The sequence below is a fragment of the Runella sp. CRIBMP genome (assembly GCF_009905605.1).
Taxonomy (GTDB): domain Bacteria; phylum Bacteroidota; class Bacteroidia; order Cytophagales; family Spirosomataceae; genus Runella.
Genome location: NZ_JAAAKZ010000001.1, coordinates 929,977 through 947,351, shown reverse-complemented (window position 1 = coordinate 947,351; position 17,375 = coordinate 929,977). Strand labels below are relative to the sequence as shown.

Genomic DNA, 17,375 nt, shown 5'->3' with positions numbered 1-17,375 from the left:
AAGAATAAAACAGTAAAAGTATGTCAACTTTAGAATTGAAAGCGGAGATTCATAAGAAAATAGATGCCTTGGACAATGTTTCCGAACTGATTGACCTCAATCTGTCTTTAGATTGGTTTATGCAGCAAAAGTTGACAGATGAGGAAAAAACAGTCTTGGAAAGATTAAATCAGGCCAAAAAAAGTGCAGATGGAGGGACAGGTATTTTGCACGCTGACGTAATGAAAGAAGCAAAGCAATGGCTAAAAAGGTAATTTATGCCCTTTGTGGGGTCTTTTCAACTAACTGTGTCAAATTTCCGTAACTGTTTGATTGTCAATAGTGGAGTTTTCAAAAAGCACAGTTGAGTGAAAATATCCCCTTTGTGGTGTGTGCACCGCCAAGTTTCTTTTGTGAAAAAATCAGAAATAAAAATAAACACCTGTTCCTCTAATAAGTGCTTTCTCAAACAATGTTCTTATTTTAGCTACTAATGGTAACAAATCTTTATCAAGCGTAGCCTCTTTAAGGCGTAGAGCCTTGATAACTTTTTTAATAGCCTCCTCTTCAGAAACAAAATCATCTTCATAATCATCAATATTGGAACTTCCCTCTTCATTAATTAGCTGAAATATTCCAAGCGACTCCAATAAAACAAATTCGTCAGGAGTTAAACTTGATTCAATTAATTGTTCTTCTGTAGCTTTATTATAGTCCAATGCCTGTTCTGCATTTTTATCTATGGGCACTATAATCCATCTTTGCTTCATTTTCAATCAATGTTATTTTGCGCCTTTGGGTGTCTTCACCGCCAAGCCCTTCCTATGAAACAAGTTGAGGGTGAAAAACACCCTCAACGGCACTAACGGCACTAAACGGCGCCGAGAACGTTTCTCCCTACAATTTTACACTTACGCTTTTACCCGCATAGACTCCCTGCGGCAAGTCTACCACCAATAAAGTAGTATTTTGCTTGCTGTCTGGTACGGAAAAATAGCCTTCTCCTTTAGCGGTGTACATGCCCGGCACGGTGACGGTCATACGGCTCAATTTCCGCGAAGGGTCGGCGAGAGTTAATTCTTTCAGTCGATTGCCGTTTAGTTTGAGCATTGCCATGCCTTGGCTGTCCATTCTCAGTTTTGAGCCTTTGGTAATTTCCACTTCGCCGTTCTTATAAAAAGCCAATTGAATGATGCCTAAGTTAGTGTGTTTTACGGCCTGTAAATCAGGCGTGTTGGAAAGGATTTCGATAGAACGATTCGCGCTGCCGGCCAATTGTTGCTCCGATACATTGGGCACGACAATGTATTGGTAAGACGCGCCGTTGGGTTTGTTTCCGTGATTGAACCACAGTTTAAACACGTCCTCTTTGACCTCCTCTTTGCTGATGTTTTTCTGGTCCGTAATGTCCGACCAACGCCCCGTTTCTGGCTGATTAGACAGGTTGATGGTGGTGGGCTCGGGGAAAATGTACCCTACTTTGTCGTGGTAAACCCATTTCACCTTTTCGGCCACTCGGTTGCCTTGGGGGAGGGTCTTTTTGGTGCCGTCCTGCATGACGGTTACGTCGCTTCGCATCAATACCTGATTGATGGTGGTGGCAACGGGCAAATCGGGCTTTGATTTGATGTCGGTGCCGAGACACACGTATTCTTCGTCAAAAAAGAACCACGATTTTTTGGCTTCGGTCATATCGTGCGGACTTTTAAAATCAAAGGCTACGGCTCCATACAACCCATCGGTCACGGCGCCCACAAAGTTCGTCAACCCTTCTTTCTGAATGTCTTCCGGACCGTACAATTTGGCCTTTTGCATGATGGTAGTGCCCGATATTTTTTGCCAGTCGTACACGGCCCAAATGTTGTGGTATTCGTCGCCTTTGAGCATCAGGTAGTTGGTGCCGTCGGCGCGGTGGTGGGTGGTTTTGCCTGGGCCATTGTAGGGCTCTTCCATGTTGCGGTTGCGGGTAGAAAACATCCGGACGGTGGTGTAAAACCCGGGCCGCTGAAACACAAAATGCTCGGTTTGCCAGAAGAATTTGGCGAACGATTGAGAAGGTTTGGCTTCTCCTTTTCGGAGCCGAATGATTTCTTCTAACTCTTTTTTACGGTAATCGGTACTGACCAAAACCCGTTCGATTTCGAGGGTGCTTTGCGGCTGAAAAGAAGCTACTTTCTGGGAAATACTGCGGTTTTTTACGCTGATGTCTTCGTAGACACCGTACACCATTTGTTTATAAATCCCGTCCAAATAATAGTCCACGAGTTGATTTATTTTCTCTTTGGAAAACTGATACTTGGTGCCAGCCACATAAAACGACCACTCGCCGTACGCGTTAGCGTATTTTCCGTAGCCGTAGGAGGAGGTATTATTGACGCGGTCGACGCGGTGGTGAAAACTATAATCGTGCTGAATGCCGCGCTCGCCCGTCGCAAATTTCATTTCGCCTTCAATGATTTTGATGATGTTGTCAAACTCCTTCGCATCTCCCCTGAAGAGCAAATTTTTAGCCAGAATCCCTGCAATCACGATTCGGTCGCCGCTTTGACGGGCACCCGACGCGCTCATGTTGGCCCGACCAATCATGGGTTGGGCTTTTTCTACCAAGTCTTTGGGCAGTTCATCGCCTATGACCAACATCAGATTCCCCAAGTTGGTGGGAGTAGTAATTTGATTGTCGTGCCAGTTGTCGCCCACAAAATCATGTTTGACCCAATACTCCAACCCTTTCGTTACCAAGTCTTTGACTTTTTTGTTCTGATAAAATGCCGAGGTTTTAGTTTTATACGCCTTGGCCAAATACACCAGATCTCGGGTGTGGCCTCCGTGCGGAAAGCTCGCGGTTCGGCTGAGGTCGGCGTAGTTGATTCCCTGAAAACTGCCGTCTTCGTTCATCTTGGCGATGATGGCTTCTATGGCCTTATCGCTGACGTTGCTGCTCATCAATTCGGTGACAATTCGCCCTTTGATGGTTTCTAAATCTTTATTTTGGGCGTGGCAAAAAGTAGCAAACACGCTACCAAACAGGACCATCAATAATGCCTTGATACTTTGTTTCATGGTGGATAAACTGGAGGATTAGGGTTTCATTGGCCATGGGAGAACGGCCCTTCAGATAGAAAAGAAGGCTTGATAACGAACTTACTTGACCAGCTTCTAAACCGCAGCCCGAGTTCTCCGAAAAAGTGTCTATAATCCAATGTCGAGCATCTGCCACCGCCAAGAGATAATCTGTCACTTTTTCTTGACTATAGCATAAATACCCTTATCGCCGTACTTGATGGCCTCTTTTAGCTTGATTTCCAAGTCCTTGATTTTGGCGGGGTCGTTTTTCTGAACATACACATTGAGCATGGCATGATAAACGTAGGCACTGTTGGGAAATCGTTTGAGCAGCGAAGTATAAACTTCGATGGCTTTATCCCATTTTTGCGCTTTTTCATGCGCTTTTGCCAAGTTCATTGCTACAGGTCGGGCGTACAAAGGCGGTTCTCCATAACCCAATTCTAATTCGTTTTTGTGGGCTTTTTCGAGCAATTTTATCGCTTGCTCATAATTGCCTTGTTCACTTTTTATGTAGCCTTGTAACTCTAAACTTGCGGTGTTTAAGGTGTTTTGATACCCCCAAGAAAACCGACCGAAGTTTTGGTCTAAGGTGCTGTCTTTTCCTGATTGCTTTTCATTGCGCCACAAGATGGCATCCAAATTATTAGAATATTGAATGGCATCGCCCACATTGTTTTTATCAAGGGCTTCTATTCCTTTTGCAAATAATGTCAGGCAATTTTTAAATTCCATACTGGCAAAGCTATAAGCGGAGTCAGTATTCATCACTTTTTCAAGCTGAGTTATAGCTTTATTCCAGTTACCAAAAGCTATTTCCATTTTGGCGGGTGCCAATGTGCCTTGGTTAAAAAAAGTACCATCATAAATTTCCTTTCTGGCTCTATCTACCTTCATGTTTTTCAACTTTTCGGCATAATACAACGCTTCATTGTGTCTGCCATCGTGGACGCAGTTGTTAATTAAGTAATTGATATTGTGGATATAATTCCAGTTGTCCACTTCCTGAATGCCCTCGTTTTTCATGTAAGCCGAATCCACTTTTACCGCCGCCACAAACGAATCGTAGGCTTTTTTGTAATCTCCCACTCGGTTGTAAATATGCCCTGGCATGTGGACAATGTGGCCTGATGTGGGGGCAAGTGATGCCAAAATATCGGCACTTGCTAAGGCACGTTCAGGGCAGCAATGTTCCATGAGGTGAATCCAATAGTGATGAAAAGCATGGTTGTTGGGTTCAAGGCGTTGTACATCTTTGAGCAAAAACTCGCTGTATAGTTGTCCCTCGTTTGGGTTCATGTTCGTATCAAAACCACTCATTTTGCCTAAGGCCAAAAACAACTTAGCATCAATATCATCGGGAAATTTATGGACAATCATCTCGTACTTTTTGAGCATTTCTGGATAGGCTTTTTCTTTGAGCGAATCGTCCAAAAGTGCCAGTTCGGCATACAGCTTTTCGTGTTCGTTGGCGGTTTTGAGTAGCTTTTTCAATTGTTTTACAGCATTTTTTTTCTGACCTGTCAGTACGCTGTCTTCCTCAGGGCCAGGGGTTTGGAGTAGTCCCCAATACGGCATCACGGCGGTAGAATCCTGCCGAATGGCTTCTTTGAAGGCGCGGTAGGCCTCAAAATCCCAAAAATCGTGCAATAGGTTAAGTCCTTGGTTGAAGTACTGTTGGGCTTTTTCGGATTTGGTCTCAATCTTCATTTTTGAGCCCCCGATTCCTGTCATCAATTTGGGGCTTGGGAGGGTGTGGATATAAAAATTTTGTTTTCGTGATGCCTGCATGTGGGCGAGGTGATTATGGCTGTTTTTGGTATCGTCCACGTGGTGGTCGTGTTGAGTGTAGGCATTTGTGTGGGCGGTGAAGACAAAGCCAACGGCAAAGCAAAAAAGGAGCAGGGTAGAGTTTCTCATATTGGATTTATTTTAAGACAAATACTAATATATTCGTTATCAATGGGTTTGAGTAGATAGCACTACCGTCAACATCGTCTCTGATAGTTCTCAATAGAACCCAAATAGTCTTTTAATTTTTTAAATCCGAAACTGCCTTTTAAGCCATATTCTAATGCTATTGCTATGGTAATTTCGTATTTTAAGCTATCAATTAATTTTCTGTTTTGGCTAAAACCAAAACTACTTATAAGGGCGAGAAAGAAGGCTAGGGTTTTCATCATCCGTTGGTTTTAAGAGATAATTTAATAGTAAATTCCGAACCCTCATTAAACGGCATGAAACCACTCACAGAACGATTGCCAAAAAGGGTATTTGTAAAAGTTGAGTACCGAAAAATGGTAGAGTAGTAAAATGACTAAGGCAACTGGAAAAATATTCCACCGCTTATTTGAGCGAATATCCCAAATACTCAACCCCACCAAAATAAGGTCGGCCATCAGAAAACCTATGACTGGAATCACCGGCGTGGTGTCAATTGTGGGTACATAGGCAATCAACGACCGGAAATGATGGACAATGATGCGGTCGGTGATGGGCGTAAACATTGGAAACACCGTACAGATCATGTAACGAGCGTGGATGTTGGCTTTGCGTTTGTGATAAATGGCCAATCCATAAAAAATCAAAAAAGCGATCAACGCATTGAGGACCAACGCCACGAAAGAATTGTCAACGTTTCCCAGCCGGTCCGTTTTTGATAAACTGTATTTGAACAGGTCCAGCGTGGTGAATACCAAGATAGGAACGAGGAGGTACGAGAATTTCCCGAGCGTTTTGTGAAGCTTTATTTTTTTGGTCCGAATCAAATAAGGCTGAATAATGAGCAAAGCCAACCACAAAATCAGGGCAATGCCGTGGGCGTGCATTCGGTAGCTTTCCTGGGCAAAAATTTTAGTGAAGTAAGAGTTCCAGAAGCCAACTACTGCCAACAAAAAGAAGACAATAAAGGCAATGGTGATGTAGCGGTAATTGATGGATTGAGTAGGTTTCATTGAGGTTGTGTAAAGGTTAAACAAATTATCGTCTTTCTACCGTATAAAACCCCATCGGTGCCGTGCGCGGCATAGTTTCTGTTTTGCCTGATTTTGAGGCCGCTGAGATGTAATATTCGATGGTTTTTTGGGGGGTATTAATCGGAATGGTAGCCGCAAAATGCGTGTCAATGTCGGTGGGTTTGAGGGCTTCTTCTTTCCAATTTTGCTCTCCTTTGATGCGCCAATACAATTTTTGGGCTTTCGCCTCCAACCCTTTTTTGCTGTAATCTATAATGGTTGCATATACAGTCAAGGGCTCTTTGGAGACTACTTTCGCGGGCAACCTCTTGACAGTGATGTAAAGCATCTGACTGTCCCACACCGCACGGGTGCGGCAATGCAGCGCATCGCCAAAGTTCCAGCCGTAGCCTGATTTGTAGTGTTCTCGCATGGCCTTCGAGACGATGGGCTCGTCTTTCAATGCAAAAGTAAATCCTTTGACGGTGTAGCCTGGCATGGCTTTTTGCCACGTTTGGAGAGCTGCGTTATCTTCTTTGATTTGAAACAGCGGCACGTAAATGGTTTTGTTGACAATAATCGAATTGGTGTAAGCCGCCAACTGTTCTTTGGCGTATCGGCCCGTTTTTATTCTGATGATTTGGTAAGGGCGGCCATAGACGGATTTCAATTTTTTCAATTCATTCTCAACGATGTTTTCATAAACGGCGTACAGCTCATGGTCGGTGGGTGGCTCGGCTACCAGTATGCGCTCTTCGTCGAGGAGTTTCATCAAGCAGTCAAGGTGTTGGATGCCCCGTTTCTCAAAATTGGGAAGAATATGATACGTTCCAAACCCTGCCAATTCTTTATTGAGGCGAAAGAAATTGTCTTTAGAAACCCCGTAAAACTTGTTCTCATTCAGCAAGATACATGAGGAAAACGCCGTGCCGAGTCCATCGGTCAGGACGTTGCCACCCGTGGTGATAAAGGGTAAGTCCAACACCCCGATATTCAAGCCTTTGGCCAGCGGTAGGGTGGCGTTGTCGTCGGTTTCGGTCTTGACAATTCTGTTTTCTTGGTCTTTGTAGATAAATTCTAAAGAATCATTACAACCTATTTTGGTGTTGGGGGTAGCAAAAATGTACTTGCCGTCGCCGAGCTTCATGGTGCCATCGGGTGTAAAAATGGCGCTTGGCCCCCAGTCTCTCGTCCACCAAGCGTCTATGCCTTGCGGAGCTTGTACAAATGTATTGTTGGCAGCCGCAATGCCCCATTTGTCGTACCATTTTTGGGCTTCGATTTTGGAAGAATCGTTGGCGACCAACGTGTAAAGGTGATTGTCTTTGGCTAATTCTACCACCAATTTGTACGGCACACCCAAAGGCCACACTACCATTGTGCCTTTGGCAGGTTCCCATTCGGCGGCGGTTCGGTTGGTGTTGGCTTGGGTGTAGTAATTATCAACAAGGCTCGACGGGTGATTGCTTTGCTGACTTGTACAGGCTGACCAAAGACATAAAAACAGTAATAGGATAGATTGAGATTTCATCATCCTGCTTTTGTAAATAAGTGTAGAAAAAGTTTAGGAAAGCCGATTGCAAATCCAGATGAGTAAAGGCCGCCTCAAAACTCAATGTTTGGATGTTTTATAGTGTTGGCGCAAAATATCTGCGCCAAAATCGTTGCCTTTTTCCCGAAGAATGGCATGAATATGATTACCGTCGTTTTGAAAGCCCACGTTGTCGTATTCAATCAAAAAATCAGGTCCGTGGATGATGTAGTAGTGGGGCTTGTTGTTGTCGAGGCTTCCTATCCAAGCAAAATACACCTTTTCGATACCCGATTTCATGATTTTCTCCATCAACTGATGGGCTTTCTCATGTTCAAAATTATGGGTATATTCTTGAATCAATAGTTTGAAAATCGTCATTTGCGTTTCGTTCAACTCTTTGGCCGCAATGCCGTAGTACCCCTCAATACGCTGCTTGGCCTGCGGTGAAGTGATGATGTCTTTAGGAACGTCTTGTTTCAAAATAGCAACCGCTTTTTGGGCATCCGTAAGTGAGTTTATGAACATAAATCCGTAGTCTTCTTCTTTGCTCAACACCCGCAGGCCTGAATATTTTCCAAACTTAACTTCGGAAGGGTCGGTACCAATGAAATAGGGCGACATGGTGATGTTCTTGCCGTCAGAAGTGAGGCTCAATGCCATGTGGTGTCCCCCAAAATTGAGTCCCCAAGGTGCTTTAGTGTCGGGTTTGCCCCAGATGGAAACAAAATAATTTCCGTAAGCCCACTTAAAATCCTGCATCCGTTTCAGGAGCTTTTGGTCAATTTTGCCTTCATCAAAAGACTGTTGATAAAGTGAATTTAAGATATCATCCAAGGCCATAATACTGGTGGTTTTCAAATATCCCTGCGAGCTGAGCATGGCCGAAAGCACCCGATGAAAAGCCAATCTACTTTTGTCGGAAAGCGAGCCGTAGGCAATACCTGGCCGAGGCATCAGGCCCACGGGCAGGTTGGTCCATTTGTAGCGCAAGCTATCGTTGAAATCATATACCGTCTTTTTCATCTCATCCGCACTGAGCGTATTGAGAAAAGAATTTACGGTTTGTACAAGGGGTTGATTGGCTTGACAAAAGCCTTTCAATGTCACAATAAGACTCAAAATGAGGACTTTAAAAAGTATTTTCATTAGGAAAGAGGTTTAGGAGTAATTGGCTTACTTGGCATACCAAGGTAATGAAAGAATTAATAGAAAATTATTCAAGATAATGAAGGAATTAATGTTTTCAAACCTTCACCACCTCTACTCGGGCTTCTTGGAGGGCGGCGCTTCCGCCCATATCGGTCAGTAGGTCGTGCGTGAGGGCGTTGGCCGATGAGCCGCCTTTCATCAACGACGACCAAAAACCTTGGGGCATACAAACTACGCCTTTTATCACTTTGTTTTTGATGCGGGCGGTCAGGTACACTTCGCCTCTTTGGTTGAAAACTTTGAGTTCGTCGCCATCCGCGATGTTGCGCAGTTTGGCATCAGCTTCGTGGATGTCCAAATAGGGCCTCCCCTCCTTTTTAGTGTGTTTTTCGTGGTTAGCACGGGTGCTGTTCAAGAAATTTTTGGTGGATTTGACGGTCAATAAATGCAACGGGTATTGTGCCAAATCTTCTGCCGAATACGCAAAAGGAACATAGTCGGCAATGGGTGGATTTTGGCCAGCATCGTACAGCTTGCATTTGCCGCCTGGTTTGCCAAAATTACCTTCGGTGTGGGGCATCCATTTTTCGGGTATATTCAATTTGGCCCATCCTGTTTTTCGGAGCGATTCAAACGTGATTCCTTTCAAGTAGGGCTTGTCGCTGTCCAAAAGGCTTTTCACGATGTCCAAATCTGTATGATACAGGTACTTTTCCGTGAAACCCATTGCTTTGGAGAGCAGTCTAAAAAACTCGGTGTTGGGTTTTGATTGTCCCAAAGGTTCGATGGCGGGTTCGTTGAAAGTCAGGTAAGGCGTTCCGTAGGAGGTCAATAGATCCCAATTTTCGAGGGCTGTGGTGGCTGGAAATACGTAGTCGGCATAGCGAGCCGTGTCGGTCAAAAAGTGTTCCAAGACGATCGTCAATAAATCTTCTCTTTCTAAACCCTTTACCACCAAGTTTTGATTAGGCATGGTGACGGCGGGATTTGAGTTAAACACAAAAAAGGCATGAATGGCGGGGTTTAAGTCTTTACTAGTTAGGGCTTTACCCAGCTGCACCATGTTTATTTTTCTGTTTTTTTTGTTTTTCAGTTCTTCGGGTGTATCAAGAAGTTGGTAGTTGAGGGCATCGCCAAAAAGTTCATAAGTCATGTTCATCAGCCCACCGCCCAACTGTTTCCAAGCTCCCGTGAGGGCGGGCAGCATGGCAATGGCCCGGGCGGCACTGGCCCCGTTGGCTTGGTGCTCAAGGCCAATCAAGACCCTGATGAGCGCTGGACTTCCTTTGGCGTATTCGCGGGCTAATTGGGTGATGTCTGCTTCGTTGAGACCCGTTATTTGAGCCACGGCTTGGGGTGAATACTGTTCTACGTGCTTGGTCAATTCAGCAATTCCTGTGGTGTACTTATCAATATATTCTTGGTCTTGCAGTTTTTCGTTTAAAATAACGTAAATCAGCCCCAACGCCAATGCGGTATCGGTGCCTGGCAGCGGTTGAATGTGCCAATCGGCCTGCATGGCAGTTTGCGATTGAAACGGGTCAATGACCACCAACTTTGCACCTTTTGCGCGGGCTTTTTCAATAATCGTCCATAAATGTTGATTGGAATGAACGGGGTTTGTGCCCCACAAAACAAGGTATCGGCCATGAATGATGTCTTCGGGTAATACGCCCGTGGTTTGGCCGTTGGTCGCCATGATGCCTGCTTCCACGGCTCCACCGCAGATGCTTCGTTCCAATTGAGTAGCCCCGATATAGGAAAAGAAATTATCCCCCGCGCCGATTTGTACTTTGCCTTCGTTGCCTCCGTAACTAAACGGCAGAATTGCCTCTCCGCCCTTTTCTTTGATGATTATTTGCAGTTGGGCGTTGATTTCCGCAATCGCTTTTTCCCACGTTATTTCCTCAAACTTTCCTTCACCTTTTTTACCAATTCTTTTCAAAGGATGAAGCAATCGGTTGGGAGAGTAGGTGACGTCGGTGGGATAATTGGCCATTTTGTCGCAGAGTTTTCCCGCCGTAAAAGGATGCTCGGCAGGAGCTTTAAAATCGGTGATTTGGTTGTTGGCAACGGTCACCTGCCAACTGCACGAGTCGGGGCAGTCTAAACAACAAGCTCCATGGACCGTTTTGGCAGCGTTGGCATCCGAACAAGAAGAAGCAATGAGGGGCATCAAACTAAGGCCAACGGCTCCTTGTGTACTGATTCCAATGAAGTTACGGCGGGTTATTTCTTTGGAGATAGTCATATTTGTAGGGGTTTAGCAAGGTACGATGACGAATGCAAAATATTCATAAAATACTGTCGGGCGGAAAAGCAGGGGCGCCCAGTTCCGACAGCACTCTATTTTTAGGGCTTTTGGATATTTCCATCCAACAACATCACCGTGTGCAGTATTACATTGGCTCCTTTTGCCATTTCGGAGGGAGAGGAATACTCTATGGGATTGTGGCTGATGCCGTCTTTGCTGGGAATAAAAAGGAGACCGACGGGCCCTAATTTTCCCATTTCCTGCGTGTCATGGCCTGCTCCGCTTTGCATTTTGATGTAGGAAAGCCCCAAGGATTTTGCCGTCGCCATCATCTTCTCCTGAATTTCCTGGCTGGCTATGGTTGACATTGAACTTCTGAGGTGCTCAAATACGATTTCGGTACGGGTTTCTTTGGCAATTTGACTGGCACATTTTTCAATGTCGGCAAACATTTTCATGACTTTCTCTTGGGATAAATCCCGCATTTGCAGGCTCATGGTGACTTTCCCGGGGATGACATTAGGCGCCCCCGGCAGCACAGACATTTTTCCCACACTGCCTACTTGCGCACCTTCATAGCTATTGACCACTTCGTTGACGGCCAGAACCAACTTGGAAGCCGCAATGAGAGCATCTTGTCGGTCGTTCATAGGCGTACTTCCAGCATGGTTGGCCATTCCTGTAACGGTAATGTCCCAATCACTAATGCCGACTATCCCTTCTACGATCGCCACATCAATCTTACGGGTTTCTAAAACTTTGCTCTGCTCAATGTGGATTTCAAGAAAAGCGGCCAGATCCCCTTTTTTTCGAATGGCTTCACTCAATTTATCGGGATTCCCTCCCAGCGCTTTGATACCTTCTCCGAAGGTTAAGCCACTGGTACTCTTTTGGGACAAAATCTCTTTGGGTAGATTTCCAGTCATGGCCCTGCTTCCAACCAAGCCTCCTTCTTCATTCTGAAAAATCAGCACTTCGAGGGGGTGGTCGGTGGTGATTTTGTTTTCGTTCAGAACTTCAATGACTTCGAGGGCGGTTATTGAGCCCAACGTTCCGTCGTAATTGCCCCCGTCGGGCACCATGTCAATGTGCGAACCAAAAGCAATGGGTTTGAGTGATGGATTTTTTCCTTTGCGTTTGCCAATGATGTTTCCTCCTGCGTCAATGCTTACTTCAAGGCCAGCTTTTTTCATTAAGCCGATAAACCAAGCCCGCCCTTCTACATCACCTTGGCTATAGGCCACTCGGTAGCCACGGCCTTTTTCGTCTCGACCAATCTTTGCCAATTCATTAATGCGACTTAAAATTCGCTGTTCGTTTACCTTCAAATTGGTTAAGCGGCCATCATGTTTGGGCGTGGTCTGACCCATTGTCGAATAAGACAAACTACTGATAATTAATAAAATAAGGGGTGAAAGGCTGAGTAATATTTGTTTCATTTTTTGGTAAATGTATGTTTGAGAAAAATGTGACAAAGACTTTGGACGTCAAGACCCAAAAGCACTACCATTTGTTTACTCACTTTTTACCACGCTATCGTAGTAACTTCGCAATGAATTTAACTTCGTATAACCCCCAAGCAATACTTTTTGGGCAGATGTTTCAACGTCTGTCCAAGGCAATGTCGTTTCGGGTTTGACTCCAAAAACAGTTTGGTAAATGTAATTCACCTGAATGGGTAAAATACGATTGGGCAAGCTACTGCCAAACTCGCCAATGTAGCCAATGGGCGAAGCAAGCAAAACCCTCCAATTGATATTTTTAGCCGTTAGTTTTTCAAATTGGTCCGTCTGGTTAATCAAAAGCGGTGGAACGAGTTCTGCCGAGTGGCTCAACATTCGCATCAGGCCGCCCAACATCAAGACTACTTTAGCGAGCAAAACGGCGTTGGCAATGCCCAGAAATTGAATGACATACATTGCACTTCCATAGGTCGCAACCCCCATTAGTAGGAAGAAAAGTCCAAATCTTTTGTCGCCAATCAATACCGACTGAATCAGAATTAAGAATAAGGCAATAAAAGGAATACTCCAATGCCAGCTTTCAAAAACGACGAACCATAAAACTGCCTCAACAATGATGGTGGAATGGGTAATTTTGGTGGCCCAAGTGGTGTGCAGCAGGGCGTAACCGATGGATTGATAGTCTAAATCTACGTTGGTTTGGGGCTTAAAAACATTGTGCAGCGGCAAAAATTGACCGACAATGCGGTCGGGCAATACATTACATAAAACATACAGCACAACCGTGGCAATAAGGGTAAAAACCCAAATTTGGTTGATAATTGTTGAGTAGTTGGCAAGCCATTTAATTAATTCCATCGCGATAAAAAATAATTTACAATCGTTTGATTTACAATAATCTATTGTTGAATTGTATTCGAATTAACGTCGGCGAGCAATTCAATTGCGGGTTTAAAACCTAGCTGACGTTTGCTCTCTGTTTTTCAATGCTGTATTCTTGGAATCAGGCAATTTTTTATGGGCTTCCATTCCTCCTTTTTCAAAGAATTTGACAATACTTTCAAACTGATGCGTGAGGTAATTTGGCATAATGAGATTCATCATAAATGCGGGAAAACGCCCTCCTTGATTTTCTCGGTCAATGAGTACCAGTTGGCTGGTGCCATCTGCATTGGCTTCAAACAAATGCCCGCCCCACCAATCAATTCTTTCAAAACCATCTGGCACAGGAAAATCATCCAACACGATTGACCGAAAACTGGTCTGAATCGTTTTATCATCTATTTTTCTTGACCATTGAATATACAACAGGTCTCGTTTTGAAATAAACGGAACGTTGGGGTTGAATTGTTGATAGATAATTTGGGTGTTTTCATCTATCTCTTTTACCACATAACCGCCTGTGTATTCGGCGGTCCAATAGTGGTGATAATCAATCATTTTATTGGTAAACACATCAAATACTTCGTCGTGTGGGGCTGCTACACAAGGCAACCGCCACCTGAACAGGTCGTTTTTATCATCTACAAAAGGTCGTTGCCAAATGCTGATGCCTTTCTTGTGGCTTCTTTCTTTCCAGCCTTCGTTAGAAGTCATCAAGGCCAGGTCGGTATCCAACCATTTTCCCTTATTCAATTGCCAATCTTTTAGGTTTATCATAATCTATCTTTATTTTTTGCTCAATTCCGCATAATCAAACACCAAATTGCAGAAGGTAATCACGCCTAATTTAAAGGCAGTATCATCAACCATAAATTCAGGTGTATGATGTGGTCCTGCGGTTTTTGGGTTTTTACCTTTGGACATGCCCCCTAAACGAAAAAATAAGCCCGGCACTTTTTGGGCATAAAATGAAAAATCTTCTGAGCCCGTAACGGCTGGAATGAGGAGGACGTTTTCTACACCTGCCGATTTTTGCAAGGAAGGCAACATCGCTTTGGTAAGTACTGGATTGTTAAAAGTAACGGGATAACGAATCGTATAGGGAACCTCAACGACGGCCGTTGCCCCGGCTGCTTCGGCTGTTTTTTCGGCAATTTGCTTAATACGGCTATAAATCAAACTTTCATCTTCATTGCTTAAAGTCCTCACCGTACCCATCATCTCTACTTGGTTGGGAATAATGTTAGAACGATTTCCTCCATTTATGGACCCGATCGTTACGACTGCGGCATTTTCTGTCAGATTTACATTTCGGCTCACTATTTGTTGAAGGCTGGTAATGATTTGGGCAGAAACAAGAATCGGATCGACCGATAGCCAGGGATAAGCCCCATGACTGGGTTTGCCTTTTACCGTAATTTTAAAATCAGAAGCTCCCGCCATAAATCCAGCAGGACGATAGGAAAGGCTTCCAACTTCCAATTGGGAGTTGATATGCAACCCAAAAATTGCCTCCACTTTTGGATTTTCCAGTACGCCTTCTTTTACCATCAAATCAGCCCCACCTTCTTCACCTTTTGGTGCGCCTTCTTCGGCGGGTTGAAAGATGAATTTGATTGTGCCTTTCAACTCTTTTTTCATGCTTGCCAATACTTCGGCAACGCCCATCAATATCGCCACGTGGGCATCGTGCCCGCAGGCGTGCATTACGCTGGTTTCTTTGCCGTTGTACATGGTTTTTACTTTGGAAGCAAAGGGCAAATCGTTTGTTTCTTCTACGGGCAACGCATCCATGTCCGCTCTCAATGCAATCACAGGGCCTGGTTTATCGCCTTTTAAAATACCTACTACACCAGTAACACCCACTTTTGTTTTTAAGTCAATACCCAACGATTGTAAATGTTTGGCTATGAGTTCGGCCGTACGAAACTCTCGGTTTCCCAATTCGGGATTTTGATGAATGTCGTGCCGCCAAGCAATTACTTTTAGTTCTATTTTAGCAGCATTATTAGCAATGAGTTCGCTGTAATTGCTCTTTTGGGCCAAAAGCTGAAAAGAAAATAGATTGAGTAATGCGATAAATATGAGGGTAGTTTGTCTGGTTTTCATTTTTAAAATTGATTTATTGATTGAAAAAATTGAGAAAATAGGGAGGGAATATCTAATCAGTAAAACGTATCCACCCATAATCGCCCAAAGGTTTGCCATACATCTGTATTGCGAGCATGATACACAGACACAAAGGAAAAAAGTACCCCAGCAACAATCGCATTAGGTTTCCAATCCAATTTTTTCCTGATGTCAACGACCAATAAATTAGATGCAATAAGTAAAGTCAAATACATTTCGTACATGATTTCGGCGGCAAAGTATCCATAAAATATCCTGCCCAAAGTGGGTGTAATCATCAGCAGTGCCGTTCCAATCATAAAACGGACATGATAAAAAGTATGTTTCCTGTAAATAATGGCAAGAGCATATAAAACGAGGAAGCTCAATAATTGCATGATGGTAGAAGCTTGACCTGCTATTTCTTTTTCAATTGAGCTGTTTGGCAAGTTCTTGTGGTAAGAAAGTTTTAGTATCAAAAACATCGAAACAACCATTAATGGAGCAGTGATGTATGATAATTTCCCCAAAAACCGATGTGCAGCAAATCGCTTTTTATGAATCAAAATAGGTTGAACTACCAATAGAATAATCCAAGAAGCCATCAAAGCCCCGTGGATGTGATGCAGCCAAGTGAATTTTTCAAACTTTGGAAAATACTTAATATAGAATGGATGAAAACCTATTTGTAGGGTAATAAACAGCAATACCATGCAAACAATGATAGCTTTGGTATTGATGGACTGAATTGTTTTGGGTTGTTGCATTGCTTTGTTGGAAATGCAGTCAGTTGTTTCCACCTGACAATTACTTCTTGCTAAACTCCATTCTTTTATACTCCGAAGCATCGGGTGAACCTGCGGTAACTTGCAAAAAAGGTGTACCTGTCAAAGTCATAATCACCGAACCGAACGTAAAGCCGCCTCGGCCCAATGAGAGTGAAACACAAACAGGGTTTTTCGCATCGTCTTTTGACCGCAGGGTTTCTTTGATGAGACTGTCTTCAATGTTTGTGGCTTCGCCAATCCTTTTTTGAACAGCCGCCAAACGAATGTAACTGTTTGATTGAATGGGTTTTACATCTGCTTTGGGATTGAATTTTTCAAACCAAGGTTTTACGTCGTCATTCACAATGGGGTGGTTGGTATGATAGACTGTTCCGTTGGTGTTTTTTGGGTCAAACCTAACGACTTTATTGGCAGAGGCCTCAAAATCAAATACTTCGCCTTTGATACCAATAATGTAATTTTGCCCCGATGCGTGCGGAACCGTTTGAATGAAATTTAGTATGTCTTTTTTATCAGTTGAGTTAAGAATATGCCGCACGATAAAAGCTACTGGCAATCCTTTGTTGGAGGCTTTGAGTTCCATAAGCGTATTCATGCAAGCCCCAATGCCCATTTCGTTCATACCATTGAGGGCAATGGCTCCTGGATGCGTCAGAATAAACTGTTCGGGGCGATCGGGCGTTCTTTCCAACCGCATCACCATTTGATATCCTTCTGTATAGCTCTCAATGTCCATATTTTGGGCAATGTAGCTCGTGCTTCCTTTGATGGATGGTATGCCCATGCCGCTGCAATGGTGTTTTGAGATATCGTTAAGATAGACCCAAAATTCGTCTAACAGATTGAAAACCATGATGTCGTTAAAAGATTGGCCTGAGCCATCGGCAATGCCTCGGACTTCTTCGTACAATTCGGGCGTGTATTTTTTGATGTCGTCGGTAAATTGAGCGTAGGCTGTAAACTCTTTGATGACCTGGTCAGCATCTTTTTTCAGGTTATGAGCAGTTTTCTTTTTCATTTTCACCAAGAGCTCACCGATTTCTTTTTTCAGAAGTTTGCCATGTTGCAAGCCCAACTCGTAGCCACTACCCGAAAGCTTGACTTCCCTGATTTCTCTTGTTGAGGATGGAGTTTGACCCAATACCCCCATAGAGTACGCGACAAGGAGTAAAATAATTAGGTTGGTTTTCATTTTGATTA

At 43.8% G+C, this 17,375-nt stretch carries 15 protein-coding genes; 1 reads left to right on the top strand and 14 read right to left on the bottom strand.

Going from position 1 to position 17,375, the window contains the following annotated elements; all coding sequences use genetic code 11:
• Positions 1 to 20 precede the first annotated feature (20 nt).
• The gene (locus GVN20_RS03840) at positions 21 to 254 is read left to right on the top strand and encodes a hypothetical protein (RefSeq protein WP_166557040.1); all 234 of its coding nucleotides are present in this window, start codon (positions 21 to 23) and stop codon (positions 252 to 254) included.
• Positions 255 to 401: 147 nt separating this feature from the next.
• On the opposite strand, the gene GVN20_RS03835 is transcribed toward GVN20_RS03840, so the two are convergent.
• From GVN20_RS03835 to GVN20_RS03775, 14 genes are all read right to left on the bottom strand, one after another.
• Positions 402 to 749 (bottom strand): hypothetical protein, encoded by a 348-nt coding sequence (locus tag GVN20_RS03835; protein ID WP_166557039.1) that lies wholly within the window; start codon positions 747 to 749, stop codon positions 402 to 404.
• A 127-nt stretch (positions 750 to 876) separates the two neighbouring features.
• Positions 877 to 3,039: a polysaccharide lyase family 8 super-sandwich domain-containing protein gene (locus GVN20_RS03830; protein ID WP_166557038.1), complete on the bottom strand. Its 2,163-nt coding sequence runs from the start codon at positions 3,037 to 3,039 to the stop codon at positions 877 to 879.
• A gap of 174 nt (positions 3,040 to 3,213) precedes the next feature.
• Complete coding sequence (locus GVN20_RS03825) at positions 3,214 to 4,962, bottom strand: lipopolysaccharide assembly protein LapB (RefSeq protein ID WP_166557037.1); 1,749 nt, start codon at positions 4,960 to 4,962, stop codon at positions 3,214 to 3,216.
• Positions 4,963 to 5,030: 68 nt separating this feature from the next.
• Positions 5,031 to 5,222, bottom strand: a complete 192-nt coding sequence (locus tag GVN20_RS29530) for a hypothetical protein (RefSeq protein WP_206023187.1) — start codon at positions 5,220 to 5,222, stop codon at positions 5,031 to 5,033.
• A gap of 48 nt (positions 5,223 to 5,270) precedes the next feature.
• Positions 5,271 to 5,996, bottom strand: coding sequence for a hypothetical protein (locus GVN20_RS03820; RefSeq protein ID WP_166557036.1), 726 nt, complete (start codon positions 5,994 to 5,996; stop codon positions 5,271 to 5,273).
• 25 nt (positions 5,997 to 6,021) lie between these two features.
• Positions 6,022 to 7,530 (bottom strand): agmatine deiminase family protein, encoded by a 1,509-nt coding sequence (locus GVN20_RS03815; RefSeq protein WP_166557035.1) that lies wholly within the window; start codon positions 7,528 to 7,530, stop codon positions 6,022 to 6,024.
• A 78-nt stretch (positions 7,531 to 7,608) separates the two neighbouring features.
• On the bottom strand, positions 7,609 to 8,676 hold the full coding sequence (locus GVN20_RS03810; protein WP_166557034.1) for a DUF3500 domain-containing protein: 1,068 nt from the start codon (positions 8,674 to 8,676) through the stop codon (positions 7,609 to 7,611).
• Positions 8,677 to 8,773: 97 nt separating this feature from the next.
• A complete protein-coding gene (locus GVN20_RS03805; protein ID WP_166557033.1) occupies positions 8,774 to 10,930 on the bottom strand; it encodes a molybdopterin-dependent oxidoreductase in 2,157 nt (718 codons plus the stop codon).
• Between the two features lie 101 nt (positions 10,931 to 11,031).
• A complete protein-coding gene (locus GVN20_RS03800) occupies positions 11,032 to 12,372 on the bottom strand; it encodes a Zn-dependent hydrolase (protein ID WP_166557032.1) in 1,341 nt (446 codons plus the stop codon).
• Positions 12,373 to 12,447: 75 nt separating this feature from the next.
• Positions 12,448 to 13,254: a hypothetical protein gene (locus tag GVN20_RS03795; RefSeq protein WP_166557031.1), complete on the bottom strand. Its 807-nt coding sequence runs from the start codon at positions 13,252 to 13,254 to the stop codon at positions 12,448 to 12,450.
• A gap of 93 nt (positions 13,255 to 13,347) precedes the next feature.
• The gene (locus tag GVN20_RS03790; protein WP_166557030.1) at positions 13,348 to 14,055 is read right to left on the bottom strand and encodes an START domain-containing protein; all 708 of its coding nucleotides are present in this window, start codon (positions 14,053 to 14,055) and stop codon (positions 13,348 to 13,350) included.
• Between the two features lie 9 nt (positions 14,056 to 14,064).
• Positions 14,065 to 15,387, bottom strand: coding sequence for an amidohydrolase (locus GVN20_RS03785; protein WP_166557029.1), 1,323 nt, complete (start codon positions 15,385 to 15,387; stop codon positions 14,065 to 14,067).
• A gap of 56 nt (positions 15,388 to 15,443) precedes the next feature.
• Positions 15,444 to 16,154 (bottom strand): hypothetical protein, encoded by a 711-nt coding sequence (locus GVN20_RS03780; RefSeq protein ID WP_166557028.1) that lies wholly within the window; start codon positions 16,152 to 16,154, stop codon positions 15,444 to 15,446.
• 40 nt (positions 16,155 to 16,194) lie between these two features.
• Positions 16,195 to 17,367, bottom strand: coding sequence for a C45 family peptidase (locus tag GVN20_RS03775; RefSeq protein WP_166557027.1), 1,173 nt, complete (start codon positions 17,365 to 17,367; stop codon positions 16,195 to 16,197).
• Positions 17,368 to 17,375: the final 8 nt, after the last annotated feature.

What these genes read in the sequence shown, in the direction of transcription:
- GVN20_RS03840 (WP_166557040.1), top strand. Translation starts at nt 21, where the DNA reads ATGTCAACTTTAGAATTGAAAGCGGAGATTCATAAGAAAATAGATGCC.
- GVN20_RS03835 (WP_166557039.1), bottom strand. Translation starts at nt 749, where the DNA reads ATGAAGCAAAGATGGATTATAGTGCCCATAGATAAAAATGCAGAACAG.
- GVN20_RS03830 (WP_166557038.1), bottom strand. Translation starts at nt 3,039, where the DNA reads ATGAAACAAAGTATCAAGGCATTATTGATGGTCCTGTTTGGTAGCGTG.
- GVN20_RS03825 (WP_166557037.1), bottom strand. Translation starts at nt 4,962, where the DNA reads ATGAGAAACTCTACCCTGCTCCTTTTTTGCTTTGCCGTTGGCTTTGTC.
- GVN20_RS29530 (WP_206023187.1), bottom strand. Translation starts at nt 5,222, where the DNA reads ATGAAAACCCTAGCCTTCTTTCTCGCCCTTATAAGTAGTTTTGGTTTT.
- GVN20_RS03820 (WP_166557036.1), bottom strand. Translation starts at nt 5,996, where the DNA reads ATGAAACCTACTCAATCCATCAATTACCGCTACATCACCATTGCCTTT.
- GVN20_RS03815 (WP_166557035.1), bottom strand. Translation starts at nt 7,530, where the DNA reads ATGATGAAATCTCAATCTATCCTATTACTGTTTTTATGTCTTTGGTCA.
- GVN20_RS03810 (WP_166557034.1), bottom strand. Translation starts at nt 8,676, where the DNA reads ATGAAAATACTTTTTAAAGTCCTCATTTTGAGTCTTATTGTGACATTG.
- GVN20_RS03805 (WP_166557033.1), bottom strand. Translation starts at nt 10,930, where the DNA reads ATGACTATCTCCAAAGAAATAACCCGCCGTAACTTCATTGGAATCAGT.
- GVN20_RS03800 (WP_166557032.1), bottom strand. Translation starts at nt 12,372, where the DNA reads ATGAAACAAATATTACTCAGCCTTTCACCCCTTATTTTATTAATTATC.
- GVN20_RS03795 (WP_166557031.1), bottom strand. Translation starts at nt 13,254, where the DNA reads ATGGAATTAATTAAATGGCTTGCCAACTACTCAACAATTATCAACCAA.
- GVN20_RS03790 (WP_166557030.1), bottom strand. Translation starts at nt 14,055, where the DNA reads ATGATAAACCTAAAAGATTGGCAATTGAATAAGGGAAAATGGTTGGAT.
- GVN20_RS03785 (WP_166557029.1), bottom strand. Translation starts at nt 15,387, where the DNA reads ATGAAAACCAGACAAACTACCCTCATATTTATCGCATTACTCAATCTA.
- GVN20_RS03780 (WP_166557028.1), bottom strand. Translation starts at nt 16,154, where the DNA reads ATGCAACAACCCAAAACAATTCAGTCCATCAATACCAAAGCTATCATT.
- GVN20_RS03775 (WP_166557027.1), bottom strand. Translation starts at nt 17,367, where the DNA reads ATGAAAACCAACCTAATTATTTTACTCCTTGTCGCGTACTCTATGGGG.